This window comes from Acidobacteriota bacterium, assembly GCA_016716715.1.
Taxonomy (GTDB): domain Bacteria; phylum Acidobacteriota; class Thermoanaerobaculia; order UBA5066; family UBA5066; genus Fen-183.
Genome location: JADJVE010000019.1, coordinates 366,368 through 384,516, shown reverse-complemented (window position 1 = coordinate 384,516; position 18,149 = coordinate 366,368). Strand labels below are relative to the sequence as shown.

General features: G+C 70.0%; 7 protein-coding genes and 3 pseudogenes. 7 read left to right on the top strand and 3 right to left on the bottom strand.

Annotation, left to right across the window (positions count from 1 at the left end; genetic code table 11):
- Nucleotides 1-1,414: 1,414 nt before the first annotated feature.
- Entirely contained in the window at nt 1,415-1,693 is a 279-nt protein-coding gene (locus IPL89_19140; protein ID MBK9065263.1) for a hypothetical protein, read from the bottom strand.
- Between the two features lie 863 nt (nt 1,694-2,556).
- On the opposite strand from IPL89_19140, the pseudogene IPL89_19135 reads away from it, so the two are divergent.
- The 4 genes and pseudogenes from IPL89_19135 to hydA all read left to right on the top strand — a co-directional run bounded on the left by IPL89_19135 (nt 2,557) and on the right by hydA (nt 8,444).
- Nucleotides 2,557-3,645 (top strand): annotated as a pseudogene (locus tag IPL89_19135) (hypothetical protein).
- Between the two features lie 37 nt (nt 3,646-3,682).
- On the top strand, nt 3,683-4,690 hold the full coding sequence (locus IPL89_19130) for an IPT/TIG domain-containing protein (protein MBK9065262.1): 1,008 nt from the start codon (nt 3,683-3,685) through the stop codon (nt 4,688-4,690).
- 56 nt (nt 4,691-4,746) lie between these two features.
- Nucleotides 4,747-6,210 (top strand): annotated as a pseudogene (gene mmsA, locus IPL89_19125) (CoA-acylating methylmalonate-semialdehyde dehydrogenase).
- An 89-nt stretch (nt 6,211-6,299) separates the two neighbouring features.
- A pseudogene (gene hydA / locus IPL89_19120) lies at nt 6,300-8,444 on the top strand (dihydropyrimidinase).
- Nucleotides 8,445-8,459: 15 nt separating this feature from the next.
- On the opposite strand, the gene IPL89_19115 reads toward hydA, so the two are convergent.
- The gene (locus IPL89_19115) at nt 8,460-9,863 is read right to left on the bottom strand and encodes an MBL fold metallo-hydrolase (GenBank protein ID MBK9065261.1); all 1,404 of its coding nucleotides are present in this window, start codon (nt 9,861-9,863) and stop codon (nt 8,460-8,462) included.
- A gap of 23 nt (nt 9,864-9,886) precedes the next feature.
- Between IPL89_19115 and IPL89_19110 the strand changes: the two genes are divergently transcribed.
- The 3 genes from IPL89_19110 (at nt 9,887) to IPL89_19100 (ending at nt 16,920) form a co-directional block, all read left to right on the top strand.
- Nucleotides 9,887-11,209: an aspartate aminotransferase family protein gene (locus tag IPL89_19110; GenBank protein ID MBK9065260.1), complete on the top strand. Its 1,323-nt coding sequence runs from the start codon at nt 9,887-9,889 to the stop codon at nt 11,207-11,209.
- A 57-nt stretch (nt 11,210-11,266) separates the two neighbouring features.
- Nucleotides 11,267-14,551: a protein kinase gene (locus IPL89_19105; GenBank protein MBK9065259.1), complete on the top strand. Its 3,285-nt coding sequence runs from the start codon at nt 11,267-11,269 to the stop codon at nt 14,549-14,551.
- A 944-nt stretch (nt 14,552-15,495) separates the two neighbouring features.
- Nucleotides 15,496-16,920: an ABC transporter substrate-binding protein gene (locus IPL89_19100; protein MBK9065258.1), complete on the top strand. Its 1,425-nt coding sequence runs from the start codon at nt 15,496-15,498 to the stop codon at nt 16,918-16,920.
- Between the two features lie 9 nt (nt 16,921-16,929).
- On the opposite strand, the gene IPL89_19095 is transcribed toward IPL89_19100, so the two are convergent.
- A complete protein-coding gene (locus IPL89_19095; protein MBK9065257.1) occupies nt 16,930-18,072 on the bottom strand; it encodes an NAD-dependent dihydropyrimidine dehydrogenase subunit PreA in 1,143 nt (380 codons plus the stop codon).
- Nucleotides 18,073-18,149 lie beyond the last annotated feature (77 nt).

Genomic DNA, 18,149 nt, shown 5'->3' with positions numbered 1-18,149 from the left:
GACGGGAGCGCCGGAACTGCAGAAGGACTTCCCTGCGTGGGGGCGTCAGGCAAACCCGGCCCATGATCTTTCTCACCGGAGTCATGGCTGGCTCAGTCGGCCGCCGCGTCGCGCGCCGTCTCACCGCCTTGGGCCTTCGGGTCCGCGGCCTAGTTCCTGCCGCCGAAGGTCTTCCTGCCGACCTGCCGGGCGCGTCGACCTCGTGGGGGGACATCCTCGACCCTGGCAGCCGAGCCGTTTCGGCTCGGGCGTCACCGCCGTCGTCCACGCCAGCGGCCGCGATGCTTCCAAACCTGCCGGAAAAGATCCGCACCGTGAACGTCGACGGGACGCGCAACGTTCCCGCAGTGGCGGCGCGCTGCGGGCGGCGGCGCGCGTCGTCTACGTCTCGGCGGTCTCGGCCGCGTACGCTAAGAAGAACAGCGCTACGGCAGGCAGTCGAAGGTCGATGCGGAGGCGCTCGTCGCGGCTTCCGGGATCCTGGGCGTCTGTCGCCCGGCCGATCATGGTCTACGGCGAGGGCGGCGGCCTCCACTTCGCGCGCCTCGTCGAGCTTCGTGAAGAACGCGCCCGGCGTCTTCCCCTGTCTTCGGCCCCGGGACCGCGGGGTTGTCCAGCCCGTCCACGTCGAGAACGTGGCGGCCGCCGTCGAGATCGCGCTCGAGCGCGGCCGCAGCCGGTGGAACGTGGGGCGTGTCGGGCGCGACGGTGCTGTCGTTCGATCGACCTCGTCGCGCGCATCGCGACCGCGCTGGGGCAGCGGCGCCGCATTTTCCACGTCCCGGCTGCCGCTTGCGATGGCTGCGGCCTCGCTCGCCGTGAAGGTCTCGCCCTCCTTCTTCCCTACGCCCGAGGCGCTCCCTCGGCCTGAACCAGGACGCGGACCACCCCCGCGGGCCGTTCGCCGCGGCGTGCGTGGATATCGCCCGAGGACGCTGGACGAAGGCTTCGCCGCCGGCCCTCGGCGTCAGCGCCGCGTAGCCGGTTCCTCGATCCTCATCACGCGAGTGCTCCCGGAACTGCGCTGCCTTCGCGCGCGCGGCGCGCGATCCACTCCCGCTGTCGAGGACGACGACGCCGCTCGAAAGCGAGCTTCCGTTCGGCTCTCCGCCGGGAGGCGGCCCTGCGCTCAGGATGATCCAGCGCGCGCCGGAGGCCTCCAGCGACCGGACGATCTCCTCCTGCACGGTACGCGCCGTGATGACGCGGGTGGGATTGTTTTAGCGAAGCGTCGCGTTCAAGAAGGGGCCTGCGAGGAAGTAGACGAGGGGCGCGTTGTAGACGAGCCAATCGTGACGCTCGTTCCCGACGAAATGCGCTCGCCTGGCTTTCGACCCGCCAGTGACGAAGCGCGCCCGCTCCGCGAGGTCGGACGGAAACGTAGTCCCTCGCGCCCCGCGAGGCGCCGCGAGAGCTACGAGAGCTGGGCGAGCGCCACTGCGGCGAAGAGCGCCGCGCCTGCGGCACGCAGCGCCGCGGAGCGGCGATCCCCGCGCGGCCCCGCGAGAGCCGCCAGCGCCACGAGCGCGAGCGCGAGGGCGGGGTTCAGGTGCTCGAGATCCGCCCGTTGCCAAGGCGCCGCGAGGAGAAGAAAACCGGCGACGGAAGAAGCCAGCAGGACGGACGCGGACGCAGCCGTGCCGCTTCGCGCCTCGCCGCAGAGCCACTCCCGCATGCCGCCTGCCAGCGCCACAAGAACCGCACGAAGAGGATCGGCACCGCGGCCGCATTCAGAGCCACATTCGAAGAAATCCCGTCCGAAGGCTCCGGTGACCTGCTCGAACCGCAAGGAAAGGGGAATCGAGCGGAATCGCCCGAACGACGAAGGCGGGAACAGGATCGCCTGTTCGAAGAAATTCTTGAAGGTCCTCTCTGGCCATGTCGCCGCCAGAGTGGGTCAGGCCGGTGAAAGCCCGACGGCGAAGGGGATGAGAGCGTCGAAGAGAGTCGCGCGAAGCTTCCGCCTAACGGCGCACTCAGGGCGGCGGACGTCCCCACGGCGATCGCCTCCCGCCACCGCCGCAGCCCCGACGAAATCCCTGCTTGAACCAGAACGTGAGGCCCGCGAGAGCCCGGCGACGAGACGAGCGCGCGGCGGCGCGGGCGGTCCGTGGGCGCGCACGCGGCGCGCAGCGTGGCGAGGACGAGGACGCAGGCCGGCGTCGCGCGACCGCAGCGAGGGCGTCTGCGTCGGGGAGGACGACGAAGAGCAGCGCGGACGCGGCGGCCCATCCTTTCCGCGCCGCGGGCCGCGCGAGCAGGAATAGGAGGACGGCCGCGGGCGCGACGACGCCGATCTTCACGGCAGCGCTCGACGCCGAGCGTGGCGCCAAGACCCGGGAACGCGCCGGCGAGAGAAGCCACGTCGTCCCGGGGGGTGAAGGCCCAGAAGTCGCGGTACGGCGTCTCGCCCGCGAGAACCGCGTGGCCGCGCAGAGCGTGTTGCCCTCGTCGTACGGGCCCTCGTACCCGACGACGTCAGGGCCGGCCAGCCCCACGCGACCAGGCGGCGGCGGCGGCGCACGCTGCGAAGCGTTCGGACCGGGTCACCCCCGCATGATCGCGCACTCGCCGTGGGGGCCTCGACACTACTTGTCAGGAAGTGTGTCCATGAACCGGGTTTCGCGCGGGCGTACGGGTGGGCGTGTCCTTGCGGCCGCCGCGCTGGCCGCGTTCGGCCTCTTCGGCGCCGCCCGGGCCGACGCCGAGCGGGTCGTGGACGACAGGACGTTCCGGTTCTCGACGGGCCGCTTCGGGCCGGACGCCCGGATCACGACCCAGCCCGTCACGCTCGACGACGGAACGAGCGTGGAATTCGAGGTTTCCAGCGGCAGGTCTTCGCGCCGGACGCCCAGATCGTCGTCCACGGCCGTTCGGCGACACCCCTCGCCCCGGCTCCACCGACCGCTGGTTCACGGGGCGCGTCATCGGCGATCCGTCGTCCGTCGTCGTCCTCGCGCGCGGGACGCTCGCCCGCGGCTTCGTGATCACGGGCGGCGCGTCTCGGTCCTCGGGCCGGAGCGTCACCCTTACGGCGACGGACCTCCCGGCCGCACCCTCGTCCGGACGCCGGACCCCGAGACCGACGTCCCGACGCGATGCGGACCTTCACGTGCGGAACGGACTCGCTTCCCGTTCCCGAGACGAAAACCCGCCCGCCTCGCTGAACCGGCGCGCGCTGAGCAACGTCATGTACTTCGCGGGAATCGCCGTGGAGACGGACTACGAGCTCTACGCGAAGTTCAACTCCACGACGAACCTCACGAAAGTACGTCGGCGACCTCTTCCGCCTTCGTCTCGGCGGTTTACCAGCGCGACGTTCTCGTGACGCTCCAGGTGAACCACCTCTCCATCTGGACGACGGCGGCGGACCCGTGGAACGCGACGAGCGGCACGTCCGCCGCGCTGTCGGAGTTCGTTTCGTACTGGAGCACGAACCGCGGCACCGTTCCCCGGGCGACGGCGCACATGCTCTCGGGGAAGGGCCTCGGCGGCGGCATCGCCTACCTGAACGCGCTCTGCGGCGGCGCCGGGTACGGCGTCAGCGCGAGCCTCTCGGGCGTCGCTCCGACGAACATCTCGTTCACGTACTGGGACTTCATGGTCGTGGCGCACGAGCTCGGAAGGCACAATTTCGGCTTCGCCCCACACGCACTGCTCCGGCGGATACTCGAACATCAAGATGTTCCTCGGCGTGCCGGGCGAGACGAGCCAGGCCGTCACGGCGCGCATCCGGACGTACGTCGAGGGCCGCCCCAGCTGCTTCGGCACGGTCGCGGGCCCCATCGTCACGGACGTCGCCCCGAACGCGGGCCCGACCGCCGGCGGCACCGCGGTCACGATCTCGGGCACGGGGTTCGTCTCGGGCGCGACCGTCACGATCGGCGGCGTGGCCGCGACGGGCGTCGCCTTCGTGAACGCGACGACGATCAACGCGACGACGGGCGCGCACGCCGACGGCGTCGTCGAAGTGACCGTCCGGAACCCATCCAACCAGGGCTACACCGCGACGTCCCCTCTACACGTACGGAACCGGCATCCCGCCGACGCCGACGCCCACCCCGACGGCGACGGCGACGCGGACGGCGACGCCGACGATCACACCGACCCTGACGCCGACGGCCACCGCGACCCCGACCCAGACGCCGACGTTCCTGCCGGGCACGCCGACCCCGACGCCGACCAGGACCCCGACCCTGACCCCGACGCGAACCCCGACGCCCACGACCTGCCCACCCCGCCCCCCGACTCCGACCGTGACCCCGACGCGAACGCCGACGCCTACGCCGACCCCGACGCGGCAGGGGGCCACGACGTTCTTCACGCTCACGCCCTGCCGCCTCGTGGACACGCCGCAACGCGGCGGGCCCCCTCGACGGGACCCGCGCTCGGCGCCGGGGCCTCGCGCACGTTCACGCTCGTCGGTTCGTGCGGCGTTCCGGCCGGGACGCAGACGGTCTCGGCGAACGTCACGATCGTGAGCCCGGCCGCCGCCGGCGACCTCGTGATTTACCCCGCGACGCTCGTGTCTCCGCCAGCCGTCTCGACGGTCAGCTTCCGGGCCGGCCGGACGCGGGCGAACAACGCGCACCTCTTCCTTTCGAGCGACGGCACCGGCCGCGTGACCGTGCGGAACAACACGAACGGCTCGCTGAACCTCGTCCTCGACGTGAACGGTTACTACCGGTAGCCGCAGCTGAGATTCGCTCTCCCCGGTCTAGAATCGGCGCTCCCGCTTTATCGGAGGTGCCGGATGACGAACGCTCCCTCCTGCGCGACTTCGTCGGAGGCGCGTGGATCGACTTCGCGCGCGACGTCGTCCTGCGACGTCTACAACCCGCCACGGGCGCCGTCATCGCGAAGTCACCGCTCGGGACGCGCGCCGACGTGGACGCGGCCGTCGCCGCCGCGAAGGCGGCTTTCCCCGGATGGCGCGCGACGCCCGTCGTGGAGAGGGCGCGCGCGATGTTCGCGTTCAAGAACCGGCTCGAGGAGCACTTCGAGGAGATCTCCCGCATCGTCACGACCGAGCACGGCAAGACGCTGGACGAGTCGCGCGGGTCCGTCCGGCGCGGCATCGAGGCGGTCGAGGTTGCGTGCGGGATGCCCTCGATGATGATGGGCTACGGCCTCGAGGACATCGCGCGCGGGCTGGACTGCGACGTCCACCGCCAGCCCATGGGCGTCTTCGGGGCGATCGCGCCGTTCAACTTCCCCGCCATGGTCCCCCTCTGGTTCCTGCCGTTCGCGGTGGCGACGGGCAACACGTTCGTCGTGAAGCCGTCCGAGCTCGTCCCGCTTTCGCAGAAAACGCATGCACGAGCTGCTCTCCGAAGTGCGTCCCGCCCGGCGTCGTGAACCTCGTGAACGCGGCGGAGCGGACGTCGTGAACGGGCTCTGCGAGCATCCGGACGTGAAGGGCGTGTCGTTCGTCGGCTCGACGCCCGTCGCGAGGCACGTCTACCGGACGGCGTCGCACGCCGGCAAGCGCGTGCAGGCGCTCGGGGGCGCGAAGAACTTCATCGTCGTGATGCCGGACGCGAACCTCGACAAGTCGATCGGCATCGTCTCGGAGTCCTGCTACGGCTGCGCGGGCGAGCGGTGCCTCGCCGGCTCGATCGTCGTCACGGTGGGCGGCGAGCCACCACGCGGACGTGCGCGAGCGCCTCGTCGCGGCCGCGAAGGCGATCAAGGTCGGCGACGGCCTCGAGCCGGGCGTCACGATGGGCCCGGTCATCCGCGAGGCGGCGCGCCAGCGTCTCTCCTCATCGACAAGGGCCTCGCCGAGGGGGCCGAGCTCGTCCTCGACGGCCGCGGCGTCACCGTGAAAGGCCGCCAGAACGGGTTCTTCCTCGGGGCGTCCGTCTTCGACAAGGTCTCGCCGAGTCCTCCATCGGACGCGAGGAGATCTTCGGGCCGGTGCTGTCGCTCATGAACGTGCCGGACCTCGCTTCGGCGCTCGCGCTCCTGCACGACCACCCGCAGGCGAACGCGACGTCGATCTTCACGGGGAGCGGCAAGTCCGCGCGGACGTTCGCGTCGCAGGCGCCGCCGGCGATGGTGGGCGTGAACGTCGGCGTCGCGGCGCCCATGTCGTTCTTCCCGTTCGGCGGGTCGAAGGAGAGCTTCTTCGGCGACGTGAAGGCGCACGGCCGCGACGGCATCGCGTTCTACACGGACCAGAAGGTCGTCATCGAGAGGTGGTTCTAATGCCGCGCAAGGTCACGGTCGGCCTGATCCAGACGCACAACCCCGTCTCGGACCCGAAGGCCTCGCTCGCGAAGGTGCAGAAGGCCGCGATGGACCTGCACGTGAAGCTCATTCACGAGGCCGGCAAAAAGGGCGTCCAGATCCTCGGCCTGCAGGAGATTTTCAACGGGCCGTACTTCCGCCCCGTCGCAGGATCCCCGCTGGTACGACGCCGCCGAGCCCGTGCCCGGGCCGACGACCGAGGCCATCGCGAAGATCGCGAAGAAGTACCGCATGGCCGTCGTCGTGCCCGTTTACGAGCGCGAGGACGCCGGCGTCTACTACAACACCGCCGCCGTGTACGACTCGGACGGAACGTACCTCGGCAAGTACCGCAAGAACCACATCCCGCACACGTCGGGCTTCTGGGAGAAGTACTTCTTCAAGCCGGGGAACATGGGCTACCCCGTCTTCCAGACGCGCTACGCGAAGGTAGGCGTCTACATCTGCTACGACCGCCACTTCCCCGAGGGCGCGCGCGCGCTGGGGCTGAACGGCGCCGAGATCGTCTTCAACCCGTCCGCGACGGTCGCCGGTCTCTCGCAGTACCTCTGGAAGCTCGAGCAGCCCGCGCACGCGGTCGCCAACGGGTACTTCGTGGGCGCGATCAACCGCGTCGGCACGGAGGCCCCGTGGAACATCGGCCGCTTCTACGGTTCGTCGTACGTCGTCGACCCGCGCGGCAACTTCCTCGCGACCGCGAGCGAGCACAAAGACGAGCTCCTCGTCGCGACGTGCGACCTCGACATGATCGAGGAGGTCCGGCGGACGTGGCAGTTCTTCCGGGACAGGCGGCCGGAGACCTACGGGCCGCTGGTGGCCCTGTGAACAAGCTCCTCATCAAGGGCGGCCGCATCGTCACGGCAGTCGACGACTACCTCGGCGACGTCCTCGTCGACGGCCCCACGATCTCCGCGATCTTCGCGCACGGGGCCGCTCCCGCAATCGACGCGCCCGTCCTCGACGCGACGGGCAAGCTCGTGATCCCCGGCGGCATCGACGCGCACACGCACCTCGACATGCCGTTCGGCGGCACGACCTCGGCGGACGACTTCGAGTCCGGGACGATCGCCGCCGCGCACGGCGGAACGACGTCCATCGTGGACTTCGCGATCCAGTACAAGGGCCAGACGCTGCGCGAGGCGCGGGACGCCTGGATGAAGAAGGCCGAGAGCAAGGCCGCGATCGACTACGGCTTCCACATGATCATCACGGACCTTCCGGACGCCGTCGAAAAGGAGATGGACGTCCTCGTGAAGGAAGGCGTGACGTCGTTCAAGCTCTTCATGGCCTACCGCGGCGTTCTCATGCTGGACGACGGGTCCATCTTCCGCGCGCTGCTCAAGACGGGCGAGAACGGCGGCACGATCTGCATGCACGCCGAGAACGGCGACGTCATCGACGTCCTCGTCCGGCGCGCGATCGCCGAGGGCCACACGGCCCCGAAGTGGCACGCCCTCACGCGCCCGCCGCGCGCCGAGGCCGAGGCGACGTACCGCGCGATCTGCCTCGCCGAGATGGCGAACGTCCCGCTCTACGTCGTCCACCTCTCGGCCGCCGAGGCGCTCGAGAAGATCGCCGAGGCGCGCGATCGCGGCCTCCCGATGCACGCCGAGACCTGCCCGCAGTACCTCTTCCTCTCGTACGACAACTACGAGGAGCCCGGGTTCGAGGGCGCCAAGTACGTCATGTCGCCGCCCCTCCGCGCGAAGGGCAACGAGGAGGCGCTCTGGCGCGGGCTGAAGATGAACGACCTGCAGGCCGTCTCGACCGACCACTGCCCGTTCTGCATGAAGGACCAGAAGCTCCTCGGGAAGGACGACTTCTCGAAGATCCCGAACGGCGCTCCCGGCATCGAGACGCGCATGTCGCTCCTCTGGGACGGCGGCGTCGTGAAGGGCCGCATCTCGCCGAACCGCTTCGTCGAGCTGACGTCCACCTCGCCCGCGAAGATCTTCGGCCTCTTCCCGAAGAAGGGCACGATCGCGCCGGGCTCGGACGCCGACATCGTCGTCTTCGACCCGAACCGGAAGGTCACGCTCAGCGCGAAGACTCTCCACCAGCGCGTCGACTACACGCCCTACGAAGGAAGAGTCGTACAGGGCGCGGCGGACGTCGTGATCTCGCGGGGCGAGATCATCGTTAAAGACGGGGTATTCAGAGGAAAACCCGGGAGAGGGGATTTCCTGCGAAGGAAGACGCGCGTCTCTTCACCTTCTAGAAATCCCCCCTCTCTCTCTCCTCCCCTTACCGACCGGATATCCCGCGGCGACCCAGGCGTTCGTGCCGCCGACGACGTTGATCGGCTCGGCGCCCTTCCGGTGGAGCAGCAGGCTGCCCGCGACGCTCGACCGGTAGCCGCTCGCGCAGATGATCGCGATGCGGCCAGCGACCGGCATCGTGTCGATCTCGCGCGCGAGCCGGTCGAGCGGGACCGGCACCGCGCCGGGCACGTGGCCCGCGGAGTACTCGCCTGGGCGCCGCACGTCGAAAATCTTCAGGCCGGGATCCTCCAGCCGCCGCGCCTCCAGCTCGGCGACGTCGATCTGCTCCAGGCGCGCGACCGGAAAGCCCCCGCGGTCCCACGCCGCGACGCCACCGTCCAGGTAGCCCGCGACGTTCTCGAGGCCGACGCGCGCGAGGCGCGTCGCCGCCTCCTGCGCCTGCGCCGCGTCTTCCGTGACGAGGACGATCGGCTTCTCGGGCGGGAGGAGCGCTCCCGCCCACGACGCGAACTGTCCCGAGAGGCCTATGTGCACGGCACTCTCGGGGTGCCCGGCGCCGAAGGCTGCGGGCGGACGGACGTCGAGGACGGTCGCGCCAGCCTCCGCGAGGCGGCGCACCTCGGAGGCGTCGAGCGCGGCGGGGGCGCGCGTCTCGAGCGGCGGCGCGCCGGCGCGGTTCAGCTCGACGTCGCGCGGGAAGTACGCGGGGACCTCCGGGAGATCCGCCGTCATCAGGCGCACGAAGTCCTCTTTCGGCATCGGGCGGAGCGCGTAGTTCGTCCGGCGCTGCACGCCGATCGTCGAGGACGTCTCGCTCGAGATGTTCCGGCCGCAGAGCGAGCCCGCGCCGTGCGCCGGGTAGACGGCGACGTCGTCCGGCAGCGTCAGGAGCTTGCCGTGCAGCGAGTCGTAGAGCGCGCCGGCCATGTCCTGCGGCGTGACGCCGCCCGGCGAGGCCGCGAGGTCGGGCCGGCCGACGTCGCCGATGAAGAGCGTGTCGCCCGTGAAGACGAGGCGCGGCTCGGGGTCGAGGACGAGGATCGAGATGCTCTCGGGCGTGTGGCCGGGGGTCTCTAAAAAGCGCAGGACGAGGCCGCCGAGAGCGATCTCCTCGCCGCCGTTCACCCCGCGGTGCGGAAAGGCCGCGCGGGCCTTGTCGCCGAAGACGATCGTGGCGCCCGTCCGCGCCGCGAGCTCCCGGTGGCCGCTCACGAAGTCCGCGTGGAGGTGCGTCTCGAGGACCCACTTGATCGTGAGGCCCTGCGCGCGGGCCTCGTCGAGATACTCGTCCACGTCGCGGCGCGGGTCCACGACGGCCGCCTCGCCGGCGTCGCCGATGAGGTAGGAGGCGTGCGCGAGGCACCCGAGGTAGAACTGCTTGAAGTACACGCCGGAGAGCATAATTCACCGCCATGAGCACGATTTCCGACGCCAAGACCGCCACGTCCGCCGACGTCCGCGCAAAGCACAAAGAATTTCTCTTCCCGTCGGTCACGAACTACTACAAGGAGTCGGTCGTCCTCGAGTCGGGCAAGGGGATGTACCTGAAGGACGCCGACGGGAAGAAGTACCTCGACTTCTTCGGCGGGATCCTCACGGTCTCCGTCGGGCACGCGAACGACAAGGTGAACGCGGCCGTCAAGGCGCAGGTGGACCGGCTCGGGCACGTCTCGACGCTCTACCCGACGCTCCCGATCGTCCAGCTCGCCGAGACGCTCGCGCGGATCACGCCGGGCCGGCTCCGGAAGTCGTACTTCACGGGCTCGGGCACCGAGGCCGACGAGACCGCCGTCGTGCTGGCGCAGGTCTACACGGGCCGGCTCGAGATCATCGCGCTGCGCCACGGCTACTCCGGCCGCTCGATCCTCGCGCAGTCGCTCACGGCGCACGCCCCGTGGCGCGCGGTCCCGACCCAGGTCGCCGGGATCAAGCACGCGCCGTCGCCGTACTGCTACCGGTGCCCGCTCAAGCTCACCTACCCCTCCTGCGGCGTCGCCTGCGCGAAGGACATCGAGGAGATCGTCCGGACGACGACGACGGGCCAGATCGCCGGCTTCCTCGCCGAGCCGATCCAGGGCGTCGGCGGCTTCATCACGCCTCCGAAGGAGTACTTCGAGATCGCCGTCGGAATCGTCCGGAAATTCGGCGGCGTCTTCATCTGCGACGAGGTGCAGACCGGCTTCGGCCGGACGGGGACCCACTGGTACGGCATCTCGCACTGGAACGTCGAGCCCGAGATCATGACGATGGCCAAGGGCGTCGCGAACGGGATGCCGCTCGGCGTGACGATCGCGACACCGGAAGTCGCGGACTCGTTCAAGGCGCTCACGATCTCGACGTTCGGCGGGAACCCCATTTCCTCGACGGCCGCGAACGCGACGATCGCCGTCATGGAGGAAATCGACGTCCGGAAGCGCGCGGCCGAGATGGGCGCGCGCCTCAGGGCCGGGCTCGACGGGCTCAGGAAGAAATATCCGAAGACGATCGGCGACGTGCGCGGCATGGGCCTCATGCAGGGCCTCGAGCTCGTGGCGGACGAGACGGTGCAGGACCGGACACCCGCCCCGGAGAAGGCGGCCCGCCTCTTCGAGGAGACGAAAGCCCGCGGGCTCCTGATCGGCAAGGGCGGCCTCTACGGCAACGTCATCCGGATCTCCCCGCCCCTGATCGTCTCGGCGTCCGAGGTGGACGACGCCCTGAAGACGCTCGACGAGTCCCTCGCCGGCTGGGCCTGACGCCCGGAGTATCATCCTGCGCATCAGTCTCAAGCAGATGAGGAGCGTCACCCCGACGTGATCGGTACGAAGCTCGCAGACCGGTACGAAATCCTCTCCGAGCTGGGGCGCGGCGGGATGGGTGTCGTCTACCGCGCGAAAGACCCGGTTCTGAACCGCGACGTCGCGGTCAAGCTGATCCCGCCCGGCAACCTCACGAAGGACGCCGAGGAGCGCTTCCAGCGCGAGGCCCAGATCGTCGCGCAGATGGACCACCCGTCCATCGTCCCGATCTACGACCTCGGCCGGCACGAGGGGTCGCTCTTCTTCGTGATGCCGGTCCTCGCGAACACGAACCTGCGGCAGCTCCTCCGCGAGGGCTCGCTCCGGCTCGGCGACGTGCTCGACGTCGGGACGCAGGTCGCCGACGCGCTCGACTACAGCCACTCGCGCGGCATCGTCCATCGCGACATCAAGCCCGAGAACATCATGACCTCGCGCGACGACACGGGCCACATCCGGGCGCGCGTGATGGACTTCGGCCTCGCGCTCGCGACGAGCGAGGACCGCCTCACGAAGACCGGGACGCTCGTCGGAACCGTCGTCTACTTCAGCCCCGAGCAGGTCACGTCGCGCTCGTTCGACGGGCGCTCGGACGTCTACGCGCTCGGGACGGTCCTCTACGAGTGCCTCGCCGGCGAGCCGCCGTTCACGGGCGAGGTGCAGTCCGTCCTCTACCGCGTCGTCCACGAGCTGCCGCAGCCGATGCGGAGCGTCGGCGCCGACGTGAGCGAGGAGCTCGAGGCCGCCGTCCTCCAGTGCCTCGCGAAGGATCCCGAGAAGCGGCCGAAGCGCGCCGGGCACCTCGCCGAGGCGCTCCGGCGTTACCGGAGCAAGCTGCGCGAGGAGGACTTCGGGAAATCCGTCGTCTTCACGGCCAGCCGGATGCTCCCGCGCCCCGCGGCCGCGGCGCCGTTCATCGGGCGCGAGAGGGAGATGGCCGAGCTGCAGCGCCGTCTCCACGCCGCCCTCGCGGGCGAGTGCGAGTTCGTCGTCCTCGCGGGCGAGCCCGGCATCGGCAAGAGCCGCCTCGTCGAGGAACTCAAGGCCCTCGCGCGGGCGCGCAAGGTCCGCGTGCTGTCGGGGCGCTTCGTCGAGCACGACCGCGCGTTCGCCCACCAGGGGTTCTGCGAGCTGATCCAGGACTACTTCCGGTCGAAGGACACGGGCCTCTCGGAGTCCTCGCGCCCCGACTTCACAGACCTCGCGGGCGACCTCATCGCGCTCTTCCCCGTCCTCTCGGAGATCGGCGAGCTGCGCGCCGCCGCGAGCAGCGACTCGGGAGCCGTCAAGGCCGGCGACGGGCGCAAGGCCGAGGACAAGATCGCGATCTTCGAGCTGATCGCGAGGACCCTCACGCGGATCGCGGGCGGCAAGCCGCTGCTCCTCGCCCTCGAGGAGCTGCACGGAGCGCAGCTCTCGATCGAAGCCCTTCAGTACGTCGCGCGCCGCCTCGGCCCGACGCCGACGCTCATCGTCGGCACCTATCGCCAGACGGAAGTCGACAAGCGCCATCCGCTCGTGAAGATGCTCGAGTCGTTCCGCGGCGACCCCCGCTTCGCGGCGCTCACGCTCGGGCCGTTGACGCCGTCCGAGCACCGGGCCCTCGTGGAGCTCTCCGCGGGCGGCGGCAAGCTCTCGGACGACCTCGCCACGCGGCTCCTCGCGGCGACGGAGGGAAACCCGCTCTTCACGAAGGAGCTCGTGCGCTCGCTGCTCGACTCGGGCGGAATCGCGCAGGACGACTCCGGCGCCCTGAACCTCTCCGGAGCGACCGGCATTTCGTCCGACGCCCTGCCGGAGACGATCCAGCAGGCCGTCGAGGCCCGCATCGAGCGCCTGCCCGAGGAGTTGCGCGACGTCCTCCAGATCGCGTCGGTCCTCGGCAAGAGCTTCGAGTTCAAGGATCTCGAGTCGGTCTCCGAGGACGCGAAGGGCCTCGACGAGGCGATCGACAAGCTCGTCAAGGAGGGCATCCTCGAGGAGGAGCGCGAGTCGCGCGGCGACCGGCTCGCGTTCTCGAGCGGCATCGTGCGCGACGTCCTCTACGGCGCGCTCTCGCGGAGAAAGCGCCGCACGCTCCATCGCACGTACGCCGATCTCCTGGAGAAGCGCCACCAGGGCCGGCTCGACCGCGTGTACCCCGAGCTCGTCCACCACTTCTCCGAGGGCGACGTCCCCGTGAAGGCCGTGGACTACAGCCTGAAGCTCGCGAAGAAGTCCCTCGACGCGTTCAGCCCCGAGGAAGCGGCGCGCGTGGCGAGGACTGCCCTCGACTACCTCGGCGACGAGGAGTGGGAAGGCGAGAAGGCGCTGGAAGGAGACGCGCGACTCCTCCTGGCCCAGGCCTCGCGCATGTCGGGCCACGCCGACGCCGCGCTCCGCGAGGCCGAGGCGGCCGGGAAGATCTTCGAACGCGAGAAGCAGCCCGTGCGCGCCGTCGAGGCCGTCCTGTTCGCCGCCGAGACGGCATGGAACGGCCGGAAGGTGGACGAGGCGCGGCGGCTCGTGGAGCGCGGGATCGAAGCGGCCGGAGCCGCGCACGACACGACCCATCTGCCGAAGCTGCTTTCCCTCGCGGCCACGGTCGCGAACCTGCGCGGCGACTACGCGCGCGCGGCCGCCTACGGCGCGCAGCTCGAGCGGCTGGGCGGCGAGACGAAGAAGGCGGCCGAGACGATTGCGTCCGGCGGCCGCCTCGTGGTCGCCATGACGAGCCCCGTCGCGGCGACGGAGCCCGCGATGCGGCACATCGTCGAGGAAACCGAGTTCCTTTCCACGGTCTTCGAAACGCTGCTGACCACCGACGCCGACGGCCGGATCGTGCCGGCGCTGTGCGAGGAGTGGTCCCTCACCGACCGGGGAAAGTCGGCCCTGCTGCGGCTCCGGCCCGGGGTGCGCTTTTCGGACGGTTCCCCTCTGACGGCCGCGGCCGTGAAGGCCTCGCTCGAGCGTGCGGTCCGCGTCCGCGTCGAAGGGATGCCCGCCGCGCTCGCGGCGGTCCGGGGCGCAGCGGCGCACCGGAAGGACGAGGCCCGGACGTCTCCCGGGATTCGATCGGTCTCCGAGGGCCGCCTCGAGTTCGACTTCGTCGAGCCGCTTCCGATCTTTCCCGCGCTTCTCTCGGACGTCCTCACCGCGATCGTCCGGATCGTTCCCGGCGAGAACGGCTCGAGACCGCCATCGGCACCGGCCCCTTCGTCGTCGCGCGGCGGACCGCCGACCGCATCGTCCTCGAGCGCACCCCTCACCACTGGAAGGAGCCCGCGCGCCTCGACGCGATCGAGTTCCGGACCGGGATGAACGCGTCGGCGATCGGCGCGGGGCTGCGCACGGGGGACATCGAGCTCGCGCGCGACCTGTCTCCGCAGGACCTCGACTCGATTCTCCGCGATCCGCGCCTGCGCGCGGGCCTCGTCGAGACGCCGAAGAAGGGCACGTACTTCGCGCTCTTCAACACGAAGAGCACGCTCGGAGGGAACGCCGCGCTCCGGCGCGCCCTCGCGGGCGTGACGCGCAGCCAGGACTTCGTGTGGGCCGCGCTCGGGCGGTTCGCCGTCCCGGCGACGGGGATCCTGCCGCCCGGAATCCTCGGGCACGACGCCGGCCGGCGCCGGCCGCTCATGTCCCGCGACGAGGCGCTCTCCCTCCTCGAGGGCGCCGGCCTGATGCCGCCCATCACCCTGACGGCAGCCGTCCATCCCATTCTCCGGGACCGCCACAAGGCGCTCACGGCGGCGCTCTTCGCGATCTGGGAAGAGCTGGGCGTCGAGGTCCGCATCACGACGACCGACATGAAGTCGTACCTCGAGGCGCAGGCCGCGGGGAACATCGACATCCTGATTTCCCGGTGGATGGCGGACTACGAGGATCCGGACGACTTCACGTTCAACCTCTTCCGCTCGGGCGTCGGCTACTTCCAGGCCTTCTTCTCGTCGGACGAGGCCGACCGCATCGCCGAAGAGGCGCGGATCGAGAGCCGGCCCGCGGTCCGCGAGGGCCTCTACCGCAAGTTCGAGGGCCTGCTCCTCGACTCGCCCGTCGTCATCCCCCTCTTCCACGAGGTCGACTACCGGATCGCGGGGCCGGGCGTGCGCGGCGTCGCGTTGCGCAGCAGCCCGCCGTTCGTGAACTACCCCGAGATCGGCAAGACGGAGGCGCCTTCCGTCAACGCCGCGCACGAGTGGGGCGGCGGCGTCATCCACGTGCCGATCGGCGGCGGCGTCCACGATTTCGATCCGGCCACGATGGCGATCCTCGAGCAGGCCGAGACGATGCCCCTCGTCTTCGAGACGCTCACACGGGACCTCGAAGGCGGGCGCGTCGTCCCGTGGCTCGCCTCGGAGGTGATCCCCGAGGACGGCGGGGCGCGCTTCCGCTTCCGCCTCCGGCGGGGGGTACGCTTTCACGACGGACGTGCGGTCTCCGCCCGCGACGTCCGCTATACGTTCGAGCGAATCCTCCAGAAGGGAACGAGCGCCGGTCGGTTCCTCCTCGCCCCGATCCGCGGCGCCCAGAGCCTGATCGATGGGAAGGCCTCGGATCTCGAGGGCTTCCACATCGTCAGCCCTTCGGAGTTCGTCATCGAGCTGGAAAAGCCGCTGTCGTTCTTCCCGGTCCTCGTGTCGTGGCCCGGCGCGGGCATCCTGCCCGAAGGCACCGACGTGGTCGGAGAAAGCTGGCGGAGGGGCTGCATCGGGACGGGGCCATACCGCGTCGCGAGCTTCGAGCCCGGCAAGCGGCTCGAGCTCGAGCGGAACCCCGCCTACTGGCGCGAAGGGTATCCGAAGAACGAGGGCGTCGTCTTCCGCTTCGGGGTTCCCCCCGAGGAGATCCGGTCCGAGTTCCTCGCCGGCCGGCTCTCCCTCGCTTCGGATCTTCTTCCGGCGGACGCCGAGGCCCTGCGGCAGGACCCGCGCTTCCGCGCGACGTACCGCGAGAGCCCGAGCCTCGTGACGTACTTCGTGATGTTCAACACCCACAAGGGCGTCTTCGCCGATGCGCGAGCGCGCCGGGCCGTCGCCCAGGGGATCGACGCCGCCGGCATCGTCCGGCGGACGCTCGGCCGGCACGCGATCCCGGCGAACGGCCTCATCCCGCCGGGCCTGCTCGGCTACGTCGCCAAGCCGAGGGTCCGCGCGCAGGCGTCGGGCCAGGTCTCGGGCGCCCACACCGTCTCCCGCGAAACGACCGAAGTCACGGCCGTGGTGAATCCCATCATGTTCGGCGAGTTCGGCGGTTTCACGAAGGAGCTCACACAGGCGTTTCGCGAGATGGGCTACTCCATCCGCGTCACGAACAAGACGATGGCGGAGTTTCTCGGCGCCCAGAAAGACGCGCCGACGGACATCATGATCGGGCGCTGGATCGCCGACTATCCGGACGCCGACACGTTCACGCAAGGCGTTCTCCACTCCGTTGAAGGCGTCAACGGCCGCTACTGCGGAATGCCGGCGATCGACGCCTTGACGGAGCGCGCCCGCGGCGAGATCGACCCACGGACGCGCGAATCGATCTACCGCGAGGTCGAGGACATCATCGCTCGCGACGCCGTCATGATCCCGCTTTTCCACGAGCAGGTTTACCGGTTCGCGCGCCCCGAGGTCGAAGGCCTGCGCGTTGGCTTCGGCCAGCCGATCGTTCTTTACGAAAGCCTCTCGATTAGAAGCTAGGACGGCCCGCTACTTCGTGCGATCGCCCGCAGGCGCCGGCTCGCTCGCCGCGTAGCCCTCGGCCTCGCGGCCGCCGTGGTACTCGCCGGGGTTCGGGCGGCGGATCTGCGACTGCGGGATCACGTGGTCGCGCCTCATGCCGCGGAAGCTCTCGAGCGACGTCCAGCCCCGCGCGGCGTTCTTCTCGAGGAACGCCGCCATGCCGTCCTTGAGCGTCTTGATCACGTTCGGGCCGATCGCGTGGTCGAGCATCGCGGCGGTGCAGACCTGGACCGTCCCGCAGCCGAGGAGGAAGTAGTTGAGGGCGTGCGAGAAGTCCGAGACGCCGCCGATCCCCGAGAACGACCCGTCGGGGAAGGCGTGCGTGAGCTGCGCCATCTTCGCGAGGGCGAGGGGAAGGATCGCGGGCCCGCCGAGCCCGCCGCTCGAGGTGTAACCGTCCACGTGGATCTCGAAATCGAGCGTCTCGGGGTCGATGAGCGGGATCGACGGAAACGTGTTCGAGGAGCTGATCGCGTCCGCGCCGCCCCGGAACGCCGCGCCCGCCTCGACCGCGATGTCCGTCGTCGACGGAGTCAGCTTCGTCCAGACGGGGACTCTCGCGACCTCCTTGACGGCCTTCGTGACGATCGACGTCAGGCCACTCGACTTCCCGATGTTCGAGCCCATGTCCTCGCGGTCCATGTGCGGGCACGAGAAGTTCAGCTCGAGGGCGTCGACGCCCTCGTCCTGGCAGGTCTTCGCGAGGAGCTGCCAGTTGGCGAGCTCCTTGTCGTTCCCCGAGCCGGCCATGATCGAGGCCACGAGCACCTTCGTCGGGTGCGCCTTCTTGATCCGCGAGAGGCGCCCGACCCACCAGTCGAGCGGCTTGTCGGAGATCAGCTCCCAGTTCCACGACGAGTGGAGGACCGATTCGGGTCGCGGCTTCATCGAGATGCGCGGCGACTGCGTGTCCGTCCTGAGGAACTTCGTCTTGGGTCCGGCGACGTTCGACACGGGGTGCAGGCCGATGGTCTTCGTGACGACTCCGCCCCACCCGGCCTCGAAGGCACGCAGGATGTTCACGTCGGACTCCGTCGGCGGAGCCGACGCAAGGAGGAACGGGTTCTCGAACCGGATGCCCGTGAAGACGACCGAAAGATCGGCGGCCATCGCGTCCTCCCCTCGTGAATCGCCTGGAAAGGTGAACCGCCAGCATAAGACGATTGAGACTCGAACGCGAGCGGCGG

What these genes read in the sequence shown, in the direction of transcription:
- IPL89_19130 (MBK9065262.1), top strand. Translation starts at nt 3,683, where the DNA reads ATGTTCCTCGGCGTGCCGGGCGAGACGAGCCAGGCCGTCACGGCGCGC.
- IPL89_19110 (MBK9065260.1), top strand. Translation starts at nt 9,887, where the DNA reads ATGAGCACGATTTCCGACGCCAAGACCGCCACGTCCGCCGACGTCCGC.
- IPL89_19100 (MBK9065258.1), top strand. Translation starts at nt 15,496, where the DNA reads ATGGCGATCCTCGAGCAGGCCGAGACGATGCCCCTCGTCTTCGAGACG.
- IPL89_19095 (MBK9065257.1), bottom strand. Translation starts at nt 18,072, where the DNA reads ATGGCCGCCGATCTTTCGGTCGTCTTCACGGGCATCCGGTTCGAGAAC.